The organism is Microbacterium phyllosphaerae (assembly GCF_050628115.1).
GTDB lineage: Bacteria > Actinomycetota > Actinomycetes > Actinomycetales > Microbacteriaceae > Microbacterium > Microbacterium phyllosphaerae_A.
Genome location: NZ_CP192502.1, coordinates 1,169,519 through 1,190,713, shown reverse-complemented (window position 1 = coordinate 1,190,713; position 21,195 = coordinate 1,169,519). Strand labels below are relative to the sequence as shown.

The 21,195-nt window shown below is 67.2% G+C and carries 21 protein-coding genes; 13 read left to right on the top strand and 8 right to left on the bottom strand.

The annotated features are described in order from the left end of the window. Position 1 precedes the first annotated feature (1 nt). Positions 2-1,588 (bottom strand): ABC transporter substrate-binding protein, encoded by a 1,587-nt coding sequence (locus ACQ4LY_RS05420; protein ID WP_431075001.1) that lies wholly within the window; start codon positions 1,586-1,588, stop codon positions 2-4. 149 nt (positions 1,589-1,737) lie between these two features. Between ACQ4LY_RS05420 and ACQ4LY_RS05415 the strand changes: the two genes are divergently transcribed. Further along, complete coding sequence (locus tag ACQ4LY_RS05415) at positions 1,738-2,325, top strand: Lrp/AsnC family transcriptional regulator (RefSeq protein WP_431075000.1); 588 nt, start codon at positions 1,738-1,740, stop codon at positions 2,323-2,325. A gap of 14 nt (positions 2,326-2,339) precedes the next feature. On the opposite strand, the gene ACQ4LY_RS05410 is transcribed toward ACQ4LY_RS05415, so the two are convergent. Further along, positions 2,340-2,699, bottom strand: coding sequence for a hypothetical protein (locus ACQ4LY_RS05410; RefSeq protein WP_431074999.1), 360 nt, complete (start codon positions 2,697-2,699; stop codon positions 2,340-2,342). A gap of 216 nt (positions 2,700-2,915) precedes the next feature. Between ACQ4LY_RS05410 and ACQ4LY_RS05405 the strand changes: the two genes are divergently transcribed. Both ACQ4LY_RS05405 and ACQ4LY_RS05400 read left to right on the top strand, forming a co-directional pair. Next, positions 2,916-3,878, top strand: a complete 963-nt coding sequence (locus ACQ4LY_RS05405; protein WP_431074998.1) for a hypothetical protein — start codon at positions 2,916-2,918, stop codon at positions 3,876-3,878. After that, positions 3,875-5,005 carry a hypothetical protein gene (locus tag ACQ4LY_RS05400; RefSeq protein ID WP_431074997.1) on the top strand — a complete coding sequence of 377 codons (1,131 nt, stop codon included), beginning with the start codon at positions 3,875-3,877 and terminating at the stop codon, positions 5,003-5,005. The genes ACQ4LY_RS05405 and ACQ4LY_RS05400 overlap by 4 nt, the downstream gene beginning before the upstream one ends. A 308-nt stretch (positions 5,006-5,313) precedes the next feature. Here the strand turns inward: ACQ4LY_RS05400 and ACQ4LY_RS05395 are convergent, their stop codons facing one another. Further along, positions 5,314-6,630 (bottom strand): glycosyltransferase, encoded by a 1,317-nt coding sequence (locus ACQ4LY_RS05395; protein WP_431074996.1) that lies wholly within the window; start codon positions 6,628-6,630, stop codon positions 5,314-5,316. Between the two features lie 63 nt (positions 6,631-6,693). On the opposite strand from ACQ4LY_RS05395, the gene ACQ4LY_RS05390 reads away from it, so the two are divergent. The 8 genes from ACQ4LY_RS05390 to trpS all read left to right on the top strand — a co-directional run bounded on the left by ACQ4LY_RS05390 (position 6,694) and on the right by trpS (position 14,257). Further along, positions 6,694-7,338 carry a TetR/AcrR family transcriptional regulator gene (locus ACQ4LY_RS05390; RefSeq protein ID WP_431074995.1) on the top strand — a complete coding sequence of 215 codons (645 nt, stop codon included), beginning with the start codon at positions 6,694-6,696 and terminating at the stop codon, positions 7,336-7,338. Positions 7,339-7,383: 45 nt separating this feature from the next. Beyond that, complete coding sequence (locus tag ACQ4LY_RS05385; protein WP_431074994.1) at positions 7,384-8,079, top strand: DUF1684 domain-containing protein; 696 nt, start codon at positions 7,384-7,386, stop codon at positions 8,077-8,079. Positions 8,080-8,107: 28 nt separating this feature from the next. Next, complete coding sequence (locus tag ACQ4LY_RS05380) at positions 8,108-9,601, top strand: ABC transporter substrate-binding protein (protein WP_431074993.1); 1,494 nt, start codon at positions 8,108-8,110, stop codon at positions 9,599-9,601. 53 nt (positions 9,602-9,654) lie between these two features. Then, on the top strand, positions 9,655-10,617 hold the full coding sequence (locus ACQ4LY_RS05375; protein WP_431074992.1) for an ABC transporter permease: 963 nt from the start codon (positions 9,655-9,657) through the stop codon (positions 10,615-10,617). After that, complete coding sequence (locus tag ACQ4LY_RS05370) at positions 10,614-11,474, top strand: ABC transporter permease (RefSeq protein ID WP_431074991.1); 861 nt, start codon at positions 10,614-10,616, stop codon at positions 11,472-11,474. The genes ACQ4LY_RS05375 and ACQ4LY_RS05370 overlap by 4 nt, the downstream gene beginning before the upstream one ends. Next, on the top strand, positions 11,471-12,268 hold the full coding sequence (locus ACQ4LY_RS05365; protein ID WP_431074989.1) for an ATP-binding cassette domain-containing protein: 798 nt from the start codon (positions 11,471-11,473) through the stop codon (positions 12,266-12,268). Before ACQ4LY_RS05370 ends, ACQ4LY_RS05365 begins: the two co-directional genes overlap by 4 nt. Beyond that, entirely contained in the window at positions 12,265-13,020 is a 756-nt protein-coding gene (locus ACQ4LY_RS05360) for an ABC transporter ATP-binding protein (protein ID WP_431074988.1), read from the top strand. Before ACQ4LY_RS05365 ends, ACQ4LY_RS05360 begins: the two co-directional genes overlap by 4 nt. A 202-nt stretch (positions 13,021-13,222) precedes the next feature. Further along, a complete protein-coding gene (gene trpS / locus ACQ4LY_RS05355; protein ID WP_431074987.1) occupies positions 13,223-14,257 on the top strand; it encodes a tryptophan--tRNA ligase in 1,035 nt (344 codons plus the stop codon). A gap of 24 nt (positions 14,258-14,281) precedes the next feature. Here trpS and ACQ4LY_RS05350 read toward each other — a convergent pair whose 3' ends face one another. From ACQ4LY_RS05350 to ACQ4LY_RS05330, 5 genes are all read right to left on the bottom strand, one after another. Beyond that, on the bottom strand, positions 14,282-14,560 hold the full coding sequence (locus ACQ4LY_RS05350) for a type II toxin-antitoxin system RelE family toxin (protein WP_431074986.1): 279 nt from the start codon (positions 14,558-14,560) through the stop codon (positions 14,282-14,284). Then, positions 14,557-14,832, bottom strand: coding sequence for a type II toxin-antitoxin system Phd/YefM family antitoxin (locus ACQ4LY_RS05345; protein ID WP_431074985.1), 276 nt, complete (start codon positions 14,830-14,832; stop codon positions 14,557-14,559). The genes ACQ4LY_RS05350 and ACQ4LY_RS05345 overlap by 4 nt, the downstream gene beginning before the upstream one ends. Positions 14,833-14,892: 60 nt before the next feature. Next, positions 14,893-15,294, bottom strand: a complete 402-nt coding sequence (locus ACQ4LY_RS05340) for a DUF779 domain-containing protein (RefSeq protein ID WP_431074984.1) — start codon at positions 15,292-15,294, stop codon at positions 14,893-14,895. A gap of 81 nt (positions 15,295-15,375) precedes the next feature. Continuing rightward, positions 15,376-16,941 carry an acetaldehyde dehydrogenase ExaC gene (exaC, locus tag ACQ4LY_RS05335; protein WP_431074983.1) on the bottom strand — a complete coding sequence of 522 codons (1,566 nt, stop codon included), beginning with the start codon at positions 16,939-16,941 and terminating at the stop codon, positions 15,376-15,378. A 108-nt stretch (positions 16,942-17,049) separates the two neighbouring features. Then, positions 17,050-18,375, bottom strand: a complete 1,326-nt coding sequence (locus tag ACQ4LY_RS05330) for a GAF domain-containing protein (protein ID WP_431074982.1) — start codon at positions 18,373-18,375, stop codon at positions 17,050-17,052. 258 nt (positions 18,376-18,633) lie between these two features. Here ACQ4LY_RS05330 and ACQ4LY_RS05325 point away from each other — a divergent pair, with 258 nt between their 5' ends. Both ACQ4LY_RS05325 and ACQ4LY_RS05320 read left to right on the top strand, forming a co-directional pair. After that, positions 18,634-20,124 (top strand): sensor histidine kinase, encoded by a 1,491-nt coding sequence (locus ACQ4LY_RS05325; RefSeq protein ID WP_431074981.1) that lies wholly within the window; start codon positions 18,634-18,636, stop codon positions 20,122-20,124. After that, a complete protein-coding gene (locus ACQ4LY_RS05320) occupies positions 20,117-21,082 on the top strand; it encodes a response regulator (RefSeq protein ID WP_431074980.1) in 966 nt (321 codons plus the stop codon). Before ACQ4LY_RS05325 ends, ACQ4LY_RS05320 begins: the two co-directional genes overlap by 8 nt. Positions 21,083-21,195 lie beyond the last annotated feature (113 nt).

Below are 21,195 nucleotides of genomic sequence, written 5' to 3'. Positions count from 1 at the left end.
CTCAGCCGGCGGGGGTGATCTCGGCGATGTCCATCTCCCACACCGAGTTGTACACGGCGCCGGTGACGGCATCAGCCGTGGCGATGTTGCGACCGGGGACGATCAGCGGCACGAACGGGCCCTCGGCCTGCATGGCCTCGGCGAACGAGGTGAAGGCCTCACTCCGCTGAGCCTCGTCGGTCGCGGCTGCGGCACCGGCCGCGATGCCCGCGATCTCGGGGTTGGCCTCAGCCGCCCATCCGGCGCGCAGACCGACCTTCAGGCCGGGAGCGAACGGCAGGAAGTTCGCGGAGTCGGCGTAGTCCGGACCCCAGAACCACAGGCCGAAGCCCTCGGTGCCGTTGACGTAGGCGTCGAGCTCGGTGGCGAACGGGGCAGGCGCGAGTTCGACGGTGATACCGGCATCCTCGAGCTGAGCCTGCACGCGCTCGGCGAGCGGGGTGAACTCCACGCCTCCGACCGGGTAATCGTTCGGGAACTGCAGCTTGAGGGTCTGACCCGTGTAGCCGGCCTCCGCCAGAGCGGCCTTCGACTTCTCGAGGTCCTGCTCCACACCGCTGTCGAGGGCGCCCTCGAATCCGGGAGGGATGACGCCGGTCGCCTGGACGGCACCGGCACCCGCGAGCTCGAGCAGCGCGTCGTAGTCGAGGGCGTAGCGGATCGCCTCGGCGATCTTGACGTTCGCGAGGTCACCCGCGACGGCCTCGGACTGGTTGAGCAGAAGGAAGATGGTCTGCCCGGACGGCACCGACTCGACGTTCAGTCCGTCGCCGAGGCCCGACACCTGGTCGCCGTTGAGGTCCATCGCGACCATCGAGTCGCCGCCCTTGAGGTTCGCGAGCTGGGTGGCGCTCTCCGAGACGTTGCGCACGACGACGCGACCGTATGCGGCCTCTTCGTCGCCGTCGTACTCGTCGCTCTTGGTCAGCACGACCTGCGACGAGAGGTCGAGGGTGTCGAGCACGAACGGTCCGGAGCCGGCAGACGTGCCGTCGAGGAACTTCTGCGCGCTGTCGGAGCCGTCGGTCGCGCCGCCGTTCTCGATCACGACATCGGAGTTCACGACGCCGAGAGCCGGGTTAGCGAGAATCGCGGGCAGCTGCAGCAGCGGGGTCTCGGAGGTGATCGAGATCGTCTTCTCGTCGACCTCGGTGATGGTGAGGCCACCGAGAAGGAAGTTCGGCTTGGCGTCTTCCATTCCCTGGATGCGCTGCAGGGTGAAGACGACGTCCTTGGCCTCGATCGGCGAGCCGTCGGAGAAGACGCGGTCACCCTCGAGCGTGAAGGTGAACTCGGTCGCCTCGTCGTTCTGCTCCCACGAGGCGAGACCGGGAACGGGAGTCGAGACGTCGGATCCTTCGAAGTCCACGAGGGTCTCGTACAGGGCCTTCGCGATCATGTTGCCGGTCGGGTCGTAGGTGTGCCCCGGATCGGCGGTCTCGATCGAGAACGCGGTGTCGATGACGAGGGAATCAGAGCCCGAGGACTCACCGCCGTTGTTCGCGGAGTTGCCACCGGAGCAACCTGCGAGGGCGAAGAGCGCGACGGCTCCGATCGCGATGACGGACGTGCTGCGACGTGACGACATATGGGCCTCCAAGGGCGAGGAGTTCTTCGGGTTCGGTCGACACCGGGTGGACGACCGGTGATCAGATTCGCATCATATGGGACGATGTGTCCAGCGATGATGCAGATCACGATCACGGTCTGCCGGAGAGCTCGCATGTGAGGAGCATTGTGTCCACGAAGACCGACGAAGCAGTGAAGCAAGCTGGACGAAGTGCCGCTCCATTGGACGACATCGGATACAGAATCCTCGAGACGCTCCGTGATAACGGTCGCATCTCGATCGCTGCGCTGGCCGAAACTGTCGGCATCTCGAGGGCGAACGCCTACACGCGGGTCGAATCGCTGATGCAGGACGGAGTCATCACGGGCTTCAGCGCTCGGGTCGACCAGTCCAAGGCGGGGCTGTCGATCGGCGCTCTCGTCTTCGTCACCGTGCACCCGCAGGCGTGGGCGTCGTTCCGTGAGAGCGTGCTCGAGATGCCCGACATCGAGTGGTGTGCGATCACGACCGGCGAGCACGACGCCATGCTGCTGATCCGCGCCGTCGACGTGAGCGGCGTGCACGAGTTCACGACGGGGGTGATCGCGCAGCTCCCCGAGGTGCGCACGGTCGTCAGCGTCGTGGTGCTCGACGAGGTGATCCGTCGCGCCTATCTGCTGCCGAGCGATCTCCCCGAGCGTGACCTGGCGACGCCGTTGGGCATGACCCGCTGGACGCCCGCGACACCGGGTCGTGACGCTCTTCCGCCGCGCTGACGCGCCACCGGGCTTCAGGCGGCGACGGGCTCTTCGCAGACGCTGAGCTGCGGCAGACCGTGCATCTCATAGTGCTCCACGAGGCGGATGCGTCCGTCGTCCGTCAGCTCGAGCTCGCTCTCGCCGTCTCCGGTCACGACGGTGCCGTCGGAGACCAGCACGTGCACGAAAGACACCCAGATCGTGTCGCCGGTGCGCGTGCCGACGAAGCGTCCGAAGGTGACGGTGTCACCGGAGTAGTCGCCCCAGATCGCGCCGTCCTTCTCGCAGTAGACGAACTCGCTGGGCGATTCGGGATCGACGGCGGAGGTGGTCGAGGAGACCATCAGGAACCGGCGGCCGTCGAGGGAGGGGATGGATGCGGGGGACGTCATGGTCCGATTATGGAGGTCGTCCCGGCAGGGTTCGGAACCGTCCGTCAACCGTCTGTCCCGGCCGCTCGCCCGGTGAGGCTCGCAAGACGAAACGGCGGCGGCCCTCACCATCGGCGCCGTTTCGTCTGACCTCTCATCGGGGTCGAAGCCGAGCATCTCGGCCGCGCCATGGGAGCACGCGAAACCCTCGCAGGTACCGTGGGTCGCATGCATTGGATGCCTGACACCTCGGCCGGCGACTGGCTGCGCGAGCGGCTCGACGATCCCTGGAAGTCGACGATGCACGCAGTCGTCCCGCACGGATTCCCCGCCTACGCCCGCATCCTGCACCCCGCGATCGTGCGATCGCTGCCCGACCGCCCCGTGCCCTCGTTCGAGGAGTACGAGCGGATGCCCGAGGCAGAGCAGCTGAGACTGCGAGACCAGTACGTCGACGAGCCGGCGACGTGGGCCGAGACCGCATCCGCCTTCGGCACCACGCTGCACCCGCTCGCCCAGTGGCAGCGCATCGTGCGCACTCCGCCCGACGGCGACTGGAACCTGCGCCTCTCCCCCGACGGTCGCGAGTTCACCGGCCCGATCGAGGGAGAGATCGCGCCCGAGACGCTTGCGATCATCGCCGCTCACCTCGGCGCCCACACCACGACTCCGGATGCCGGCTTCGCGGCGCTCTGGGAGGGGCGAGGCCCTTTGCTCGGTCACATGGGGCACAGCCCGTCACGCGCCTTCCTCACGTTCAGCGATGACCCGAATCACCAGGCGATGCTCGACCGCAGCATCCGCGACCCTCTGAACAACTCATTCCGCAAGCCGACCTGGCAGGAGGGCATCCTGTCGCGCGAGATCTCAGAGGGGCCGCGGTTCCGCCTGCCCGGGCGCGATTACGTGCTCTTCCGCGGCGCGGTGAGCGACTTCGCGCGTCCCGACTGGGTGCTCGACGTGCCGTGGCGCGACCGCCCGGGCGAGGAGCACGGCTTCCCGCCCTCGGCGCAGAGTCCGAGCATCCTGTGGCCGGACGACCATGCGTGGACCCTCGTGAGCGAGATCGACTACGACTCGACGATCATCGCGGGGTCTGCCGAGCTCATCGCCGCGATCTGCGCCGACGAGCGTCTCGAGTCGTTCCCGATCCCCGAGAACGCCGACCTGACCTGGGACGCGGACGAGGTGAACCGGTGACGACGCCACAGCCGAACCCCGGTCCGTCGTTCGACGCCGCGCCGCTGACAGACCCGGTCGACCCGAAGGCGGTCAGCGCGTTCGCCGCCGAGCTGCGAGCGCGTGGCGGCACCGGCATGACCGCATCCACCATCATCGCCATCGTGATCGTCGGCATCATGGCCCTGATCGGAGTCCCGATCCTCGTGGCGACGATCGGGAGCATGACGACGAGCCCCGGCGGTTCGGGGTTCGCCGGCGTCGGCGTGCTCCTGTTCGGCGGCGTCGGCGTGATCCTCGTCGTCGGCGCGGTGATCGGCTGGCGCCGGGCGCGAGTCACCCGCTATCGACTCAGCCGATTCGCTCAGGCGAACGGCATGTCGTACGAAGGCAGGATCGCCTCGCCCTCGCTGCCGGGTATGATCTTCAGCCTCGGCAGTGCGCGCATGTCGACCGATCTCGTGCGGGGCACGAAGCCCCGCTTCGTCGAGTTCGGCAACTACCAGTACACGGTGAAGCGGGGCAAGAGCTCGACCACCTACCGCTGGGGCTATGTCGCGGTGAAGCTCGACGTGCCGCTGCCCAATATCGTGCTCGACGCCAAGGGCAACAACGGATTCGGGTCGAACCTGCCCGCGTCGTTCCAGAAGGAGCAACGACTCTCGCTCGAGGGCGACTTCGACGAGTACTTCACGCTCTACTGTCCCGAGGGGTACGAGCGTGACGCGCTGTATCTGTTCAGCCCCGACATCATGGCCAGGTTCATCGACAACGCCGCCGAGCTCGACGTCGAGATCGTCGACGACTGGATGTTCCTCTACACGCAGCGCAGGGTGTCGACCCTCGACCCGGCCACCTGGGCGTGGCTGTTCGGTGCCGTCGGCGCGTTGATCACGAAGCTCGATCAGTGGGAGCGGTGGCGTGACGAGCGGCTGCTGCTCGAGAGCCCGGCCGGGTCGACGTCCGCCGCGGCGGCCGCACCGCAGTCCGCGAGCGAACGGCTTCCGTTCGCTCCTCCGGCGGGCCTGCTCTCGCCGCCGCCGGGAGTGGCGAACGAGGGACGACGTCTCAAGCGGAGCTTCCCATGGCTGCCGTTCGTGGTCTTGATCGGCTTCGCCGTGTTCTGGTTCTGGTCCAGATCGTTCTGAGCGGAATCCCCGAGGGTGGGTTGTGGGGGTGGGTGCTGACTGGGGATCAGCGTTCCCACCCCATCCCCCCTCGGGATCAGAAGAAGATCTGACTCTCCCTCCGCAGGACGGTCGAACCGTCCGTACGTGCGGGTCAGCTGGGGACTGACGACTCTGCGCGTATACGAGTAATGGTATACCGGTATACGTTGCATTCCATTGCGTCGGAGAGAGTCGACCGAACCGGTCGAATCCGGCGCGACGATGCACGAAATGCTGACCAGAAGGCCCGTCTGAAGGACGCATTCGTGCATGCGGCCAGACGCGGCTCAGTCCGCGTTCTGGAATCGCCGGTCAGGAGACGACCCCTCCTGCACCGATTCGAGGACCTCCCCGAGGGAGCGCCACGCGTCGGTCTCGCGCATCGCGGCCCCGATCCGGTGCGCATTCTCGCGATACGAAGGATCGCCCAGAACTCGGGTGATCGCCGCACCGACCTGCTCCGGCGTGGGGGAGTTCGTCCGGAGGTTCAGGCCGACCCCTGACCAGCCCACGCGGGCCGACACCTCGACCTTGTCCTCCGTCTGCCCCGCCACCACGAGCGGAACGCCGTTCTCGAGTGCCTGCTGAACCCCGCCATAGCCGCCGTTCGTGACGAGCAGATCGATCCGTGGCAGAAGCCGGTCGTACGGAAGATACTCCGCCACCCGTACGTTCGCGGGCAGCGCGCGAGGAAGGGCAGAGATCGGGCGACCTCCCGTCGCGACCACCACGAGAGCCTCGGACTCAGCGAGCGCGCTGATCGTCGGAAGCACCAGTTGTGTGAAGTCGGCGTTCGCGATCGTGCCCTGCGTGACATGCACCACCGGTCGCCTCTCGTCGAGATCCGACCACCATTCGGGAAGCTCCCTGTCGGACGCCGGCGCAGGCAACGGCCCGACGAAGTGCACCGTGCCCGGCAGGTCAGAGCGCGGGTACTCGAACTCCGGCACGGTGAACTGCACGTATGCATCGGCCCGTCCTGCCCAATCGAGTACGAAGCCTCCCATCGGACGACCGACCTCACGCCGCGCGACCGCGTCGGCCTCACGCTGCACCGCGCCGAAGATCACCTTCTCGGCGATCAGGCGCAGCGCTGCGTTGCGCACTCTCCCGACAGCGCCGGGCATCGGTGTCACGCCGAGCCCGAAGGGTGCGGCATCCCGGCTGCGCGCACCCAGGGGGAAGATGCCGAGCACGATGACCGGCGGGCGCTGCTCGCGCGGCATTCTCTGAAGCAGAGCGGCTCCGATGAACAGCGGCTCGGTGAGCACCGCGTCGATGCGCCGCGCGGCGAATTCGGCCAGCACGGCTGCGAGCTGAGCCGAGCCCGGGCGGACGAAGAGATTGCTCATGTCGAAGCGGATGGCTGCGGGTCCGGTGAGTCCTGCACGCTCGGGGAATGCACCGTCAGCGTCGTCGAGGTCGATGTCCGCGTCAGCGGGCAAGGGCACGAACCGTGCGCCCGCCTGCCGCACGCGCTCGGCATAGCGCGGGCTCGTGAGGAACGACACCTGGTTTCCCAGAGCGATCAGGTGACGGGCGATCTGCAGCAGCGGCATGACGTGACCGTGCGCCGGAGTGCAGGTGATGAGGTAGCTCGACATGACGGTTCTCTCTCTAAGATTGGTTGTACCACCGAAGTATTCATCACACCGTTAGGAAAGTCAATGAGTGAGACCGCTCCGCGCTCGTACCGATCCGAACTGCGCACCCGTCAGGCGCAGGAGACGCGGAGTCGGATAGTCGCGGCAGCATCCCGACTCTTCTCCTCTCGGGGCTACCAAGCGACCACGATCGCGGCGATCGCGCGGGAGGCCGGCGTCTCACCCGAGACCGTGAAGACGTCGGCATCGAAGGCCGAGCTGCTGATCGCCGCGTTCGAGGTCACCTTCTCGGGGTCCGAGGGTGCCGAGACTCTGACCGACACCGAGGTCGGTTCAGGAGTCCTCGATCTTCCCGACGACAGGTTCCTCGACGCCGTGCTGACTCAGATCGCGACTGCCAATGCTCGCGGTCACGCGCTGTGGACCGTCCTCCTGGGCGCCGCGCTGTCGGACCCCGTCGTCGATGAAGCCCTCCGCGGGATACTCACTCACCGACGCGCGGATTTCGCCCGGCTCGTCGATGAGCTGACGAGCCGAGGCATCGCCTCCGACGTGCCTGACCCACAGGCCGCGGCCGCTGCGATCTCGTTCCTCCTCTCCCCCGAGGGCTATCAGCAGCTCGTCGTCCAGTCGGGCTGGTCGGAGCAGCGGTACACATCGTGGCTGCGGCACGCGGTGCTCATCGAATGCGGGCATTACCCCGAGTGACGGCCACGGCCCCACCTCCGTCTGCATGCAAGAGAATGGAAGGTGATGTCTGAACGCGAAGATCACACCCACTGGCAGGCCGAGCGCCGCGCCTCCGTCACGTCCGCGACGGGCAACCTCGCGCTGATCGAGACCCGCTGGACGGGAGAACTGCCCGATCTGGATGCCGAGCAGCAGGCGGCATCCGACACGGTGACCGTGACGCCGATCCAGCGCACGAACATCGAGACGGGCGCGGCCGAGCACGGGCTGCGCGTCTGGGATGCCGACTCACCCGCCATCCGTGCCTTCGACCGCATCGACACCTACGAGTACGACCCCGCGTGGGTTCTCGAGGGCCACTTCACCCCGGTCTCCGGCGACCGCCGGGTGTCGTTCGAGCACATCCGCGACAACGGCGGCACGCGCGATCTCGTCGTCCCCGGCGACATCCGCTTCGAGCTCGACGGCCGCGAGTACGACCTCGCCGCATTCGACGACGGCGGCACGCTGCTGCTCGTCTTCGGCGACGAGACGAACGGCTCCGAGACGTACGGCTCCGGGCGCTTCCTGTTCGTACAGCTGCGCGATGACGAGGGCACCGTGGTGCTCGATTTCAACAGGGCATTCGTGCCGCCGTGCGGGTTCAGCGCCCAGTACAACTGCCCGCTGCCCCCGGCATCCAACCGCTTCCCCCTGCCTATCCGAGCAGGCGAGAAGAACGTCGTCTTCCGCGACGGCTTCGACATCTACGCGGCGTGACGCCGCACACTCTCACCCTGGAGTACTCATGAGAAGAACCCGCATCCTCGGCGCGCTCGGCGCCGTCGCCACGCTCGCCCTCGTGGCCGGCTGCGCGTCGGGCGCCACCGACGACGCCGCGAGCGAAGACGCCACGATCTTCATCGGGTCGCTGTACGAGCCCACCAACCTCAGCAACACGCAGGGTGGCGGCCAGGGTGTGACCGAGGCGCTGACCGGCAACGTCTACGAGGGCCTCTACCGTCTGACCGACGACGGCGAGGTCGAGCCTCTTCTCGCCGAAGACGCCCAGGTGTCCGACGACGGCCTCACCTACACGATCACCCTGCGCGACGACGTGACCTTCCACTCGGGAGACCCGCTGACCTCCGCCGACGTGAAGTCGAGCATCGAGGCCGTCACCGCCGAGGACTCGGTGTCGGCGCGCAAGTCGAGCTTCAAGACCATCGCCGACATCGCGACGCCCGACGACCAGACCGTGGTCTTCACGCTGTCGCAGCGGTCGATCTCGTTCCTCTACAACCTCAGCTACGTCTGGATCGTCAACGACGAGGCCGGCGACATCACCGGCAAGGAGGACGGCACCGGCCCCTACACGCTCGACGAGTGGAAGAAGGGCTCGACCCTGACCCTCGAGCGCTGGGATGACTACTGGGGCGAGCCCGCCAAGAACGGCGAGGTCGTCTACACCTACTTCACCGACGCGACGGCTGAGAACAACGCTCTGGCCACCGGCGAGATCGACGTGATCACGAGCGTCCAGAGCCCCGACTCGCTGACGCAGTTCGACTCCGACGACTACGTGGTGAGCGAGGGAACCTCGACCACGAAGGAGCTGCTCGCGTTCAACGACCGCGTCGCCCCCTTCGACAACGCTCTCGTACGCAAGGCGATCTACTCGGCGATCGACACCCAGAAGCTCCTCGAGTCCATCTGGGGTGACTACGGCACGCTCATCGGCTCGATGGTGCCCCCGACCGACCCGTGGTACGAGGACCTCACGAAGGTGAACCCGTACGACGTCGGGCTCTCGAAGGATCTCCTCGCCCAGGCCGGTTACGCCGACGGCTTCACGTTCACGCTCGACACCCCCAGCTACGACCCGCACCCCGCCGTGGCTGAGTTCCTGCAGTCGCAGCTCGCCGAGGTCGGCATCACGGTCGAGATCAACACGATCAGCGCCGACGAGTGGTACACGAAGGTGTTCAAGGAGCAGGACTTCGAGGCCACCCTGCAGGAGCACGTGAACGACCGCGACGTGGTCTGGTACGGCAACCCCGACTTCTACTGGGGCTACGACGACGCCGACGTGCAGCAGTGGGTCGCCGAAGCCGAGCAGGCCGCCACGACCGACGAGCAGACGGCTCTGCTCAAGCAGGTCAACGAGAAGATCGCCGAGGATGCCGCGAGCGTATGGTTGTACCTGTACCCGCAGATCGTGGTCGCCTCGAGCGACCTCAGCGGTTACCCGGTCAACGGCCTGAACTCGCAGTTCTTCGCCTACGACATCGTCAAGTCCTGACGCGCGAGGGGGATGCCGCGCGTCGGCATCCCCCTCTTTCATCCTGAGAAGCCATGCTCGCCTACCTGCTGCGCCGCCTCGCGTTCCTCGTGATGTCACTCGTCGTCGCGATGATCGCGATCTTCGTGCTGCTGCGCCTGCTCCCCGGCGACCCGGCCAATGCGCTGCTCTCGGTGAATGCCACCCCTGAGCAGATCGCCGCTGCCCGCGCACAGGTCGGCTCCGACCAGCCCCTCCTCCAGCAGTTCTCGACGTGGGCCGGTCAGCTGCTGCGATTCGACCTCGGTGAGTCCTTCCTGAGCTCGCGTCCGGTCGGACCCGACATCGCCGATCGCCTCGCCGTGACCCTTCCGCTCACGCTCATCGCGTTCACCGTCGCCCTGCTCGTCTCACTGGTGATCGGCATCACGGCCGCCGTGAAGTCCGACCGCTGGTACGGCATCGCGCTCTCGGGATTCGCGCAACTGGGCGTGGCTGTGCCCGTCTTCTGGGTGGGCGTCGTGCTCGTCTGGGTCTTCGCACTCGGACTCGGTCTGCTGCCCTCCGGCGGGTTCCCGCGTGACGACTGGGAGGATCCGGCGGATGCGCTGCGCTCGCTCGCACTGCCGATCATCACGATCGTGATCGTCATGAGCGCCTCCCTCAGCCGCTACGTGCGCTCCGCCACTCTCGACGTGATCGGCAGCGACTACCTGCGCACCGCGCGGGCGGGCGGATCGGGAATGTCAGAGGCGCTGCTGCGTCACGGCGTACGCAACGGCTCGGTGCCCGTCGTCGCGATCCTCGGGATCGAGCTGTCCACCACACTCCTCGGCGCGGTCGTCGTCGAGAGCGTGTTCACTCTTCCCGGACTCGGCAGCCTGCTGCTGTCGGCCATCGAACAGCACGACTTCCAGGTGATCCAGGGCGTCCTCGTCGTCAGCACGCTCTTCGTCCTGCTCGTCGGGTTCGCCGCCGACATCGTGCAGCGCCTGATCGACCCGCGCCTGCGCACGAGCGTCTCGGGCAACCGATGAGCCGCGTCGCCGAGCAGCTGATCACCGACTCCGTCCCCGTGCGGAGGCGGCCCAAGGCGACCCTGCTCATAGGCCTCGTCCTCACCGGCGTCATCGTGCTCATCGCCCTGGTGTCGTTGTTCTGGCTTCCCTATCCGCTCGCCGACACCAGCGGGAGCCGCTTGGAAGGGCCGAGCGCCCTGCACCTCCTCGGCACCGACCGCCTCGGCCGCGACCTGCTCTCGCAGCTCATGTGGGGTGCGCGGATCGCCCTGATCGTCGGCATCTGCTCGGTGGCGATCGCCGCGGTGCTCGGCACGATCATCGGCCTCATCGCCGCGTTCTCGCGCCCCTGGGTCGACGACACCCTCTCCGCCGGACTCGACGTCGTGATCGCCTTCCCGGTGCTGCTGCTCGCCATGCTCGTGGTCGCGGTGCAGGGAGCATCGCTGTGGTCGGCGGTGTTCGCGATCGGCCTTGCGATGTCGGCGGTCGTCGCGCGCCTCACCCGCATCCTGGCCCGACGCGTGCTGCAGGAGCAGTACATCACCGCGGCGCGCACCAGCGGAACGGGTGTGCTCGGCATCGTCTTCCAGCACGTGCTGCCCAACATCGCGCCGACCCTCGCCGTCAGCCTCGCCTTGCAGTTCGGCGCGGCGGTACTCGCCGAGGCGAGCCTGTCGTACCTCGGGCTCGGCGCACCGCCGCCCAACGCCTCGTGGGGTCGGATGCTCCAGGAAGCCCAGGGCACGGTGCTCACCGCTCCCGTCGGCGCGATCGCCCCCGGCATCGCGATCATCGCCCTCGTGCTCGGAGTCAACTTCCTCGCCGACGGCCTGCGCGATCTCGCCGACCCGACCCGCAGGAGGAGCCGATGAGCATTCTCGACGTCGCAGGTCTCACTGTGCGCTCAGGATCCGGGCCTCTCGTGCGCGATGTCTCGTTCTCGCTGCAGCCCGGCGAGCGCCTGGGACTCATCGGCGAATCCGGGTCGGGCAAGTCGCTCACCTCGCTCGCGGTCACAGGGCTCCTGCCGGACTCTCTCGCCCCGTCCGGGTCGGTGCTGCTCGACGGGCACCAGGTCGTCGGTGCACGGGATGCCGACCTCCGCCCGCTCCGGGGTCCCGTCGCCCAGATCGTGTTCCAGGAGCCGCTCACCGCACTCGACCCTCTGATGCGGGTCGGCCGACAGGTCGCCGAACCGCTGCGTCGGCATCTCGGTCTGCGCGGTGCCGAGCTGCGCTCTGCCGTAGCGGCCGCCCTCGACGAGGTCGGCCTGTCGGAGCCGCGGTTCGCGCGCGCCTACCCGCATGAGCTCTCGGGCGGTCAGCGTCAGCGCGTGGCGATCGCGATCGCCCTCGCCGCCAAGCCGCAGCTGCTCATCGCCGACGAGCCGACGACGGCCCTCGATGTCACGGTGCAGGATGCGGTGCTCTCGCTGCTCGAGCGCCTCGTCGCCGAGCGCGGCATGGCGCTGCTCTTCATCAGCCACGACCTCGCCGTCGTGTCGCGCATGGTCGATCGCATCGTCGTGCTGCGTGACGGGCTCGTCGTCGAGGCAGGAGCGGTCGCTCAGGTGCTGCAGAGCCCGGCGGAGTCGTACACGCGGATGCTGGTCGACAGCGCCCGGGCGCTCGATGCGTTCCTCGACGCGAAGGGGGCCGGCGCATGAGCCTTCTCGAACTCCGCGGTGCGGGCTTCGCCTACGGGTCGCGCCGCGTGCTCGACGACGTCTCGCTGCGCCTCGACGAGGGGGACTCGCTCGGCCTCGTCGGCGAGTCGGGCGCGGGCAAGTCGACGATCCTGCGTCTGATGCTCGGACTCGCGACACCGCGCGAGGGAGAGGTGCTGTTCGACGGCGCTCCCCTGAACCTGCGCGACCGTGCGCAGATGCGCCGCTTCCGGGCGAGCGTGCAGCCGGTGTTCCAGGATCCGTACTCGTCGCTCGACCCCCGTCAGCGGATCGACCGGATCATCGGCGAACCGCTGCGCTCGCTCGGCCTCGCTTCGGGCGCGGACGCCCAACGCCGCATCGCCGAATCCCTCGAGTCGGTCGGCCTTCCCGCCGACACCGCCCGCCGCTACCCTCACGAGTTCTCGGGCGGCCAGCGCCAGCGCATCGCGATCGCGCGTGCAGTGGTCTCCCGTCCGCGGGTACTCCTCGCCGATGAGCCGGTCAGCGCGCTCGACGTCACGACGCGCGTGCAGGTGCTCGAGCTGCTCGACCGCCTGCGACGAGAGAACGGCCTGTCGCTCGTGATGGTGTCGCACGACCTCACCGCGATCGCGTCAGCCTGCGACCGCACCGTGGTGCTGCAGAACGGCCGCGTCGTCGAACAGGGCGCCACCGCATCCGTGCTGCACGCACCGCAGGACCCCTACACCCGAGCGCTGGTCGACGCGGTTCCGCGACTCCCCCGCTGAGTCGCGGCAGTCGCTCGTCTCGCGACGACGGATTCGAAACCGAGTTCCGGTATTCCGTCTATCCTCGACGTATGCGTTTCACCGTTTCGCCGTGGTGGCTGCCGAAGCAGCCGTAACGCATTGACGCGCGGGCTGCACGGCAGCCTGCGACCCCGTCGCGAATCCATGTTCCGTGCAGCTCCTCTCGAATTAGGAGCAGATCATGGACTCGTACGCCGCAACCCTCGCTCGCATGCCCGACCTTCGGGAGGCGATCGAGCAGCATCCCGAGAGATACCGCGTTCTCACCGGGGAACGCCCCACAGGACGCCTGCACCTCGGGCACTACTTCGGCACCATCCGTGAACGTGTCCGTTTGCAGGATGCCGGTGTCGAGACGTTCGTGATCCTGGCCGACTACCAGGTGATCACCGACCGCGACTCGGCTGGTGATGTGCGTGGCAACGTGTACGGCGCCATCCTCGATTACCTCGCCGCGGGTCTTGATCCGAAGACCACCACGATCTTCACCCATTCCTCGGTGCCGGCCCTCAACCAGCTCCTGCTCCCTTTCCTCAGCCTGGTCACCGAGGCAGAGCTGCACCGCAACCCGACGGTAAAGAGTGAGCTCGCGGCGTCCGGTCGCACCTTGAGCGGCCTGCTGCTCACCTATCCCGTGCACCAGGCAGCCGACATCCTGTTCTGCAAAGGCAACCTCGTTCCGGTAGGGAAGGACAACCTCCCACACGTCGAGATGACCCGCACGATCGCACGTCGCTTCAATGAGCGATACGGCAGCGTGTTCCCCGAGCCTGCCGCGCTCGTCACCGAGACCCCTGAGCTTCCGGGCCTCGACGGGCGCAAGATGTCGAAGAGCTACGGGAATGCGATCGCACTCGGGATGACGGCCGACGAGACCGCCGACGCCATCAGGCGCGCTCCCACAGATTCGGATCGCGTGATCACCTACGACCCCGCGAATCGGCCTGGAGTGTCGGGGCTGCTCGCAACGGCCGCGGTCGTTCTCGAGCGCACTCCGGAGGATATCGCAGACGAGGTCGGCGGTGCGGGTGCCGGTGCGCTCAAGCGCCTCACCACTGAGGCGGTGAACGAGTTCCTCGCCGACCACCGTGCTCGTCGCGCGACGCTCACGATCTCCGACGCCGCCGCGGTCCTCCGAGAGGGCAACGAGCGCGCGGAGTCCATCGCGGACGACACGCTCGACGAGGTGAGGGCGGCGATGGGGATGACGTATTGACGGAAGGCGCGGCCCAACAGAAGGTCAGTTCATACCTGGATCCGGCGGCCGATACGCGTCGCGTCGGTGCCTGGCACGCACCACGATCAGTTGATCCGGCTCCTCCAGATAGAACAGCACTCGATAGTCGCCACGGCGTGCCGATTGCAGTCCTTCGAAGTCCTCCAGCAGGGGCTTACTCATCCGGAGCGGGTTCTCCGGCAACGTATGCACGGCGAACTCCACAATCGCCTGCGCGATCTTCGGCGGTAGTCCATCGAAGTCCCGCCAGGCGGAATCGGCGAATGACGTGACCCAGTTCACCGGGGTCGAACGCCGTATCGCTTCATCGTGTCTTCGGCGCTGCGGAGCTCGCCAGCGCCGGACTGGCGGCGAGCGTCATCCAGGTCTTCACGAGTCCCCGCCTGGGAGAACCAGAAGAGCGTCTCATACAGCGAGTCCAGAGCATCCTTGTTCACCAGCACCGCTGCGCTGCGTCCATGGCGAGTGATCTCGATCGTCTCGTGCTCACGTTCCACTTGGTCGACGAGACGGGACAGGTGATCCTTCGCCTCACTGAGCGGTATGGTCTGCATGGAGGAAGATTAGCCTGAAATCTGGCCTATATCTAGCCTGATTTGAAGCCATATGTCCCCTCACCCCGCCGAAGGCGCGAGGCCGAAGTACTCAAGCTCCGCGTCGTTCAGCATCCGCGAGCGGATCAGGAACCGCATCCCTGTGGGACCCTCGACCGAGAAGCCGGCACCGCGACCAGGCACGACGTCGATCGTGAGGTGCGTGTACTTCCAGTACTCGAACTGCGATTCCGACATGAAGACCTCGACCGAGGCGTCGAGCCCCACATCGAGGGCGCCGAGCAGCACATCGCTCGGCCCGGTGATGAACATGCCGACCGGGTAGCACATGGGTGACGAGCCGTCACAGCATCCGCCCGACTGATGGAACATCAGGGGGCCGTGCTGCACGGTGAGATCGCGGACGAGGGATGCCGCGGCATCCGTCACCTCGACCCGCTGGTAGGTGCCGATGCTCACCATGGTCCGCGCCTTCCTGACGATCGTCCGATTCCTGTGGTTCAGGGCGGACGCTGAGGGTGCAGCGCCCGCCCGGGGTCGAACTCAGAAGAAGCCCATGGGCCCCTCTGCATACGAGACCAGGAGGTTCTTGGTCTGCTGGTAGTGGTCGAGCATCATCTTGTGATTCTCGCGGCCGACGCCGGACTGCTTGTATCCGCCGAACGCGGCGTGCGCCGGGTACTGGTGATACGTGTTCGTCCAGACGCGACCGGCCTCGATCGCCCGTCCGGCGCGATAGGCCGTGTCTCCGCTGCGACTCCAGACACCGGCGCCGAGTCCGTAGAGCGTGTCGTTCGCGATCGAGATCGCATCGTCGAAGTCATCGAACGAGGTGACCGAGAGCACCGGGCCGAAGATCTCCTCCTGGAAGATGCGCATGTCGTTGGTGCCCTCGAACACGGTCGGAGCGACGTAGTAGCCCTCGCTGAGATCGCCGCCGAGGTCGACGCGCTCTCCACCGGTGAGCAGACGAGCACCACCCTGCTTTCCGATGTCGATGTAGCTGAGGATCTTCTCGAGCTGATCGTTCGACGCCTGGGCGCCGATCATCGTGGCGGGGTCGAGGGGGTTGCCCTGCACGACCTTGCCGACGCGAGCGAGACCATCGGAGAGGAAGCCGTCGTAGATCGACCTCTGGATGAGCGCGCGCGACGGGCAGGTGCAGACCTCGCCCTGGTTCAGCGCGAACATCGTGAAGCCCTCGAGTGCCTTGTCATAGAAAGGATCGGCGGTGTCACGGGCGACGTCCTCGAAGAACACGTTCGGGCTCTTGCCCCCGAGCTCGAGGGTCACCGGGATCAGGTTCTGCGACGCGTACTGCATGATCAGACGCCCCGTCGTGGTCTCGCCCGTGAAGGCGACCTTGCGGATGCGCTTGTGCTGAGCGAGCGGTGCGCCCGCTTCGATGCCGAAGCCGTTGACGATGTTGACGACACCGGCGGGCAGCAGATCGCCGATGATGTCGAACAGGAACAGCAGCGAGGCGGGGGTCTGCTCAGCGGGCTTGATGACGACGCAGTTGCCGGCGGCGAGCGCCGGCGCCAGCTTCCACACGGCCATCAAGATCGGGAAGTTCCACGGGATGATCTGGCCGACCACTCCGAGCGGCTCATGGAAGTGATAGGCGACGGTGTTCTCGTCGAGCTGGCTGATGCCGCCCTCCTGAGCGCGCAGAACGCCGGCGAAATAGCGGAAGTGGTCGACGGCGAGAGGGATGTCGGCGGCGAGTGTCTCTCGCACCGGCTTGCCGTTCTCCCACGTCTCGGCGACCGCGATCTCCTCGAGATGCTGTTCGATGCGATCGGCTATGCGGTTGAGGACCACTGAGCGCTCTGCGGGACTGGTCTTGCCCCAGCTCGCGAACGCCTTCCACGCGACGTCGACGGCGCGGTCGATGTCCTCGACGGTCCCGCGACCCACCTCGGTGAAGGGCTTGCCGTTGACGGGGCTCACGTTGTCGAAGAACTGGCCTTTGACGGGATCCACGAACTCGCCGCCGATGTAATGGCCGTACCGCGGACGGTAGGTCGCGAGGGCGCCCGGCTGACCGGGGGCGGCGTAGGCCGAGGACGCAGGGGCGGTGGACACGTCTTCTTCGACGATGGTCATCGGAACTCCTTCGATGGGCCACGGGCATCGGTGCTGCGCGGCTGTCCTCCGACGGTACGTCCGAGAACGTTGCACCCGAATGCGCAACGTTGCACGAGATTGCGAGCCTCAGCCCTCTTCGAGACGCTCGATCCGGGCGACCAGCCCCGCACGTTTCGGAGACCGAGCCGGGAGCATCTCGAGCGCGAGACGGAGGGCGGCGGCATCCCTCTGCCCTTCCGGGATGTCCGCGTAGGCGAGCAGGACATCGAGGCTCGCCTCCGACAGCATCGCCTCGCGCAGCGCCGCTCTGACCGATTCGCGGAATTCCTCGACACCCGGCGAGGTCGATTCCGGCAGCACCGGACCCCGGTAGGCGGTGAGAGCGACACGATGGGCACCGCGGTCGAGCAGCGACAGCACGTCGTGCGCATCCGTCTCGAGGGGCACCGTCAGCCGGTAGGGCCGGGATTCGGGCACGAGACTGGGGGCGTGCTTCTCGAGCACCTTGCGCAGGCGCACCATCTCGGGTCGAAGGGTGTCGGCCGACGCATCCGGCCCGTAGACGAGTTCACTCAGCCGCTCGGCCGACAGGCCCTGACGGTTCACCGCGAGCATCAGCAGGATCGCTGCATGGCGGGCGCTCAGCTCGATGACGGACTCTTCGAGCTCGGTCTCGGACTCGAGTCGAGCCCTGTCACGACCGAGCACATGCAATGTCGCGCGCGTGGTCGGCTTGGCGCGTGACGAGATCGTCGTCGGGCGTTGCGATTCGCCACGCGCTCGAAGCCGAGCGACCATCAACTCGGATTCGACGGCGCGCGCCGTGGCATCGACGAGAAGGCGGGCCTGGGTCGACACGACCTCGTCTCCGCCGGTGATGTCGATGACGCCGAGAACCCGGCGGGTCTCGGGGTCACGCACGGGAGCGGCCGTGCACGACCACGGATGCACGAGTCGGTTGTAGTGCTCGGCGCCGCGGATCTGCACGGACTGCCCGAGCGTCAGTGCGGTTCCCGGTGCGGTGGTACCCACGGCCTCCTCCGCCCAGTTCGCGCCCGCGACGAATCCCATGCCCTCGGTGAGGGACTGCAACTGTCGATCGCCTTCGATCCAGAGCAGGCGTCCGGCCTGATCTCCGACGGCGATCACGACACCGGATTCCTCCGGGGCGCCAGGAAGCAGCAGCGCTCGGATCATGTCCATCGCGGATGCCAGCGGATGCGCGAGCCGATAGGCCTCGAGCTCATCGCTCGCGAGCTCGATCGGCGGGGCGCCCTCGGGCCCGACGCGACCGCGCCACGACCTCACCCACGACTCGCGGACCAGAGGACGAACCTGCTGCAGACGTTTGTCCTCGAGGTTTCCGGCGATGAGTTCCTCGTGTGCACGCTCGATGAGCAGACGAGAGGCCTCCGGTGGGCCGTCACGTGACACCTGCCACGACGCAACCACAGCGTCTCCGATCGTCGATGGTGGAGCGTTACCTCAGTGTAGGAGCCGGACGCCACGGACGGAACCCGTCCCGGGTGGCGTGCCGAGGGGCTGCTGCGCACCCCCGGTTCTGGGGGTCATGGGGCCATGAACTCGGGAACTCGGGAGTCGCCGCGTATCGTGCACCAGGGCGTCGTCACGAGCGGAGGGGTCATGCGGACACGGCTCGGATCCGCGCCTACGGAGACCGCACCACGCACGAGAGCCTCCCGACGCGGCGTGCTCGTCGCGCAGACCCTCGCCTTCGCCGCCTTGCTCGCGACCGCCCTCGTCGTCGCTCTCGTCTTCGCGGGACAGGAGAACGAGCGCGGCGCGGTCGCGATGCTCGACGGCGGAGTCGCCGACGAGCTGGCCGAGCGTGTGCTGTCTCGAGACCCGCGTCCGATCGGAAGGCCGTTCTCGCTCTATGCCGTCGTCGACGTCGACGGTAGGGTCATCGCGACGGCGGGAGCCGACCGCGAGCGCCTCGGGAGTCGACACCTCACCGGTCTCACCGACGAGCCGGGCGCTCGCGCGGCAGTGGGGAACTCCTTTCCACTCGAGGGAGGCGGATGGTTGGTCGTCGTCATCGATCCGGACTGGCGAAACGGGCGGATCATGGGAGCAGCCTGGCCCATCGCGCTGCTGATCGCCGCGGTGGGCGGTCCCGCGTTCTATGTGCTGCGCGTGGTGTCGGTGCGCAGCACCCGATCCGCGTACAGGATGGGGCCCGAACAGGTCGATCAGATCGTGCGGGAACGCGCGGCGCTGCTGGAGAGCATCGACGATGCGGCGATCGGCATCGATCGGGATGGCGGACTCCTGTGGTTCAACTCCACCGCAGGAGAACTGCTGTCCGTGACCGATGACGAGATCGGAACCAACGCCGAGAAGCTGCTCCTGGCGGCGAGCGGCGGCCGCGGAGGCCGCGCGCTCGATGCTCACCTGATCCAGATCGGTGACCGCGTCCTGACCCTGTCCGTCGACATGGATGTCTCGCCGGCAGCAGGCGAGAGCCGGCTCGTGATCCTCCGCGACTATTCCCGGGATGCCGCTCTGCTGCGCGCGCTGGACGGTGCACAGAACCACATCGATGCGTTGCGCTCGCGCGGACACGAGTTCGCCAACACCTTGCACATCATCGAGGGCCTGTTGGAGATGGCTGAGCCCGACCGCGCGCTCGAGTTCGTCCGAGCCGGAGGAGTATCCGGAGAATTCGGCATGCCGGCTGACGGTATCGAAGACCCGAGCGTTCGCGCACTCGTCTACGCGCATCGCGCTCGAGCACGTGAGGGAGGTATCAGTCTGGTCGTCGCACCGGGAGCCGCACTTCCCGATCTGGCGGGCGCGGACCAGAGTTTCACCGAGGCGAGCCTGCTCATCGTCGGGAACTTCCTGTCGAACGCCATCGAGAGCTGCTCGTCCGGTGACGGCGTCGTGCTGATGATCACCACGGCTCAGGCATCCGACGGATCTGGTCTCGTGTTGACCTTCGCGGTCGACGACAGCGGCCCGGGAGTGCCTGCGCATCTGCGCGACCGGGTGTTCTCTCTGGGCACGAGCACCAAGACGGGTCGCGAATCCCGCGGCTACGGACTCGCGATCGTGCGCGGAGCCGTGACCCGCCTCGGTGGCGACTGCGAATGCCGCACATCCGAGCTGGGTGGCATGCAGTTCGAGGCCACACTGCCGATTCCCGACTCCGAGAGGTCCAGGTTCATCGATGAGTGACCTGCGCGTGCTGATCGTCGATGACGAGCCGATGGCGGCTCAGCTGCATCGGATGTTCGTCGAGCGCACTCCGGGATTCGTCGTGTCCGGTCTCGCCATGACCGGCGAGGAGGCCGTCGAGATGATGCACCGCGACCCTCCGGACGTCGTGCTGCTCGACCTGCAGCTCCCCGGCATCTCGGGCGGTGACGTTCTCCGCATGCTCCGCACGCATCTCGGTGACGATGTCGATGTCATCGCGGTCACCGCAGACCGCCGAGCCAGCAGCGTCGCACAGATGCGGATGCTGGGCGTCGCGCACTATCTCGCCAAGCCGTTCTCGGTGCGCGAGCTGCGCTTCCGATTGAGATCGGTGGCGAGAGTCCGCAGCACGCTCGCCTCGCGACAGACCTTCGACGGCCAGTCCGAGATCGATGAGGTCATGCACAGCGAGTTCGTCGAGGTGGACACCTCACGTGCTCGACACGATGACGCCACGGATCGGCACATCCGCGCCGGGCATCCTCTCGATCTTCTGCGCGAGCGCGGCGACCATGCGATCTCCGAAGGAGCTCACTGCCCCGAGTTCACCCTGAGCACGCTCGCGGCCGCACTGCATGTCTCGGTACGCCAGGTGCAGCGGGCGTACGCACGCGGGGGGCGATCAGTGCAGGAGGCGATCCGCGACCATCGCGTCGGCGTCTCGGCGATGCTGACTCTCGGAGTGGAGCGTCTCACAGCCGCGGAGATCGCGCGCCGCAGTGGATTCCGCAGTCCACGCAGCATGCGCCGTGCGTTTCAGGAGGTGCACGGCATTCCTCCGGCACGCTGGCGTGCCCGGCATGCCGAAGAGGCGCTGCTCGAGGAGCCGGATCGGCGACGGGAAAGGGACAGCGTGCGTCAAGCTGCGGGCCAAACGCTCGACTATGAACGCCGCGCGACGCCCTCCGCACAAGACTTCACGGGAGGGTTGCGGTGAAACGCGCGGTGTGGGGTTGCCGTGCGTATGTCGCACCCTCGGTCGCCCATGGGAGCGGCCGAAGCCCACGTTTACAGACGTGTGCGTCAGAGGAGTCCTGGGGTCTCCTCTCC

Bases quoted from the DNA above. Each gene is read 5' to 3' on its own strand.
- ACQ4LY_RS05420 (WP_431075001.1), bottom strand. From the start codon at position 1,588: ATGTCGTCACGTCGCAGCACGTCCGTCATCGCGATCGGAGCCGTCGCG.
- ACQ4LY_RS05410 (WP_431074999.1), bottom strand. From the start codon at position 2,699: ATGACGTCCCCCGCATCCATCCCCTCCCTCGACGGCCGCCGGTTCCTG.
- ACQ4LY_RS05405 (WP_431074998.1), top strand. From the start codon at position 2,916: ATGCCTGACACCTCGGCCGGCGACTGGCTGCGCGAGCGGCTCGACGAT.
- ACQ4LY_RS05395 (WP_431074996.1), bottom strand. From the start codon at position 6,630: ATGTCGAGCTACCTCATCACCTGCACTCCGGCGCACGGTCACGTCATG.
- ACQ4LY_RS05390 (WP_431074995.1), top strand. From the start codon at position 6,694: ATGAGTGAGACCGCTCCGCGCTCGTACCGATCCGAACTGCGCACCCGT.
- ACQ4LY_RS05385 (WP_431074994.1), top strand. From the start codon at position 7,384: ATGTCTGAACGCGAAGATCACACCCACTGGCAGGCCGAGCGCCGCGCC.
- ACQ4LY_RS05380 (WP_431074993.1), top strand. From the start codon at position 8,108: ATGAGAAGAACCCGCATCCTCGGCGCGCTCGGCGCCGTCGCCACGCTC.
- ACQ4LY_RS05375 (WP_431074992.1), top strand. From the start codon at position 9,655: ATGCTCGCCTACCTGCTGCGCCGCCTCGCGTTCCTCGTGATGTCACTC.
- ACQ4LY_RS05370 (WP_431074991.1), top strand. From the start codon at position 10,614: ATGAGCCGCGTCGCCGAGCAGCTGATCACCGACTCCGTCCCCGTGCGG.
- ACQ4LY_RS05365 (WP_431074989.1), top strand. From the start codon at position 11,471: ATGAGCATTCTCGACGTCGCAGGTCTCACTGTGCGCTCAGGATCCGGG.
- ACQ4LY_RS05360 (WP_431074988.1), top strand. From the start codon at position 12,265: ATGAGCCTTCTCGAACTCCGCGGTGCGGGCTTCGCCTACGGGTCGCGC.
- trpS (WP_431074987.1), top strand. From the start codon at position 13,223: ATGGACTCGTACGCCGCAACCCTCGCTCGCATGCCCGACCTTCGGGAG.
- ACQ4LY_RS05345 (WP_431074985.1), bottom strand. From the start codon at position 14,832: ATGCAGACCATACCGCTCAGTGAGGCGAAGGATCACCTGTCCCGTCTC.
- ACQ4LY_RS05340 (WP_431074984.1), bottom strand. From the start codon at position 15,294: ATGGTGAGCATCGGCACCTACCAGCGGGTCGAGGTGACGGATGCCGCG.
- exaC (WP_431074983.1), bottom strand. From the start codon at position 16,941: ATGACCATCGTCGAAGAAGACGTGTCCACCGCCCCTGCGTCCTCGGCC.
- ACQ4LY_RS05320 (WP_431074980.1), top strand. From the start codon at position 20,117: ATGAGTGACCTGCGCGTGCTGATCGTCGATGACGAGCCGATGGCGGCT.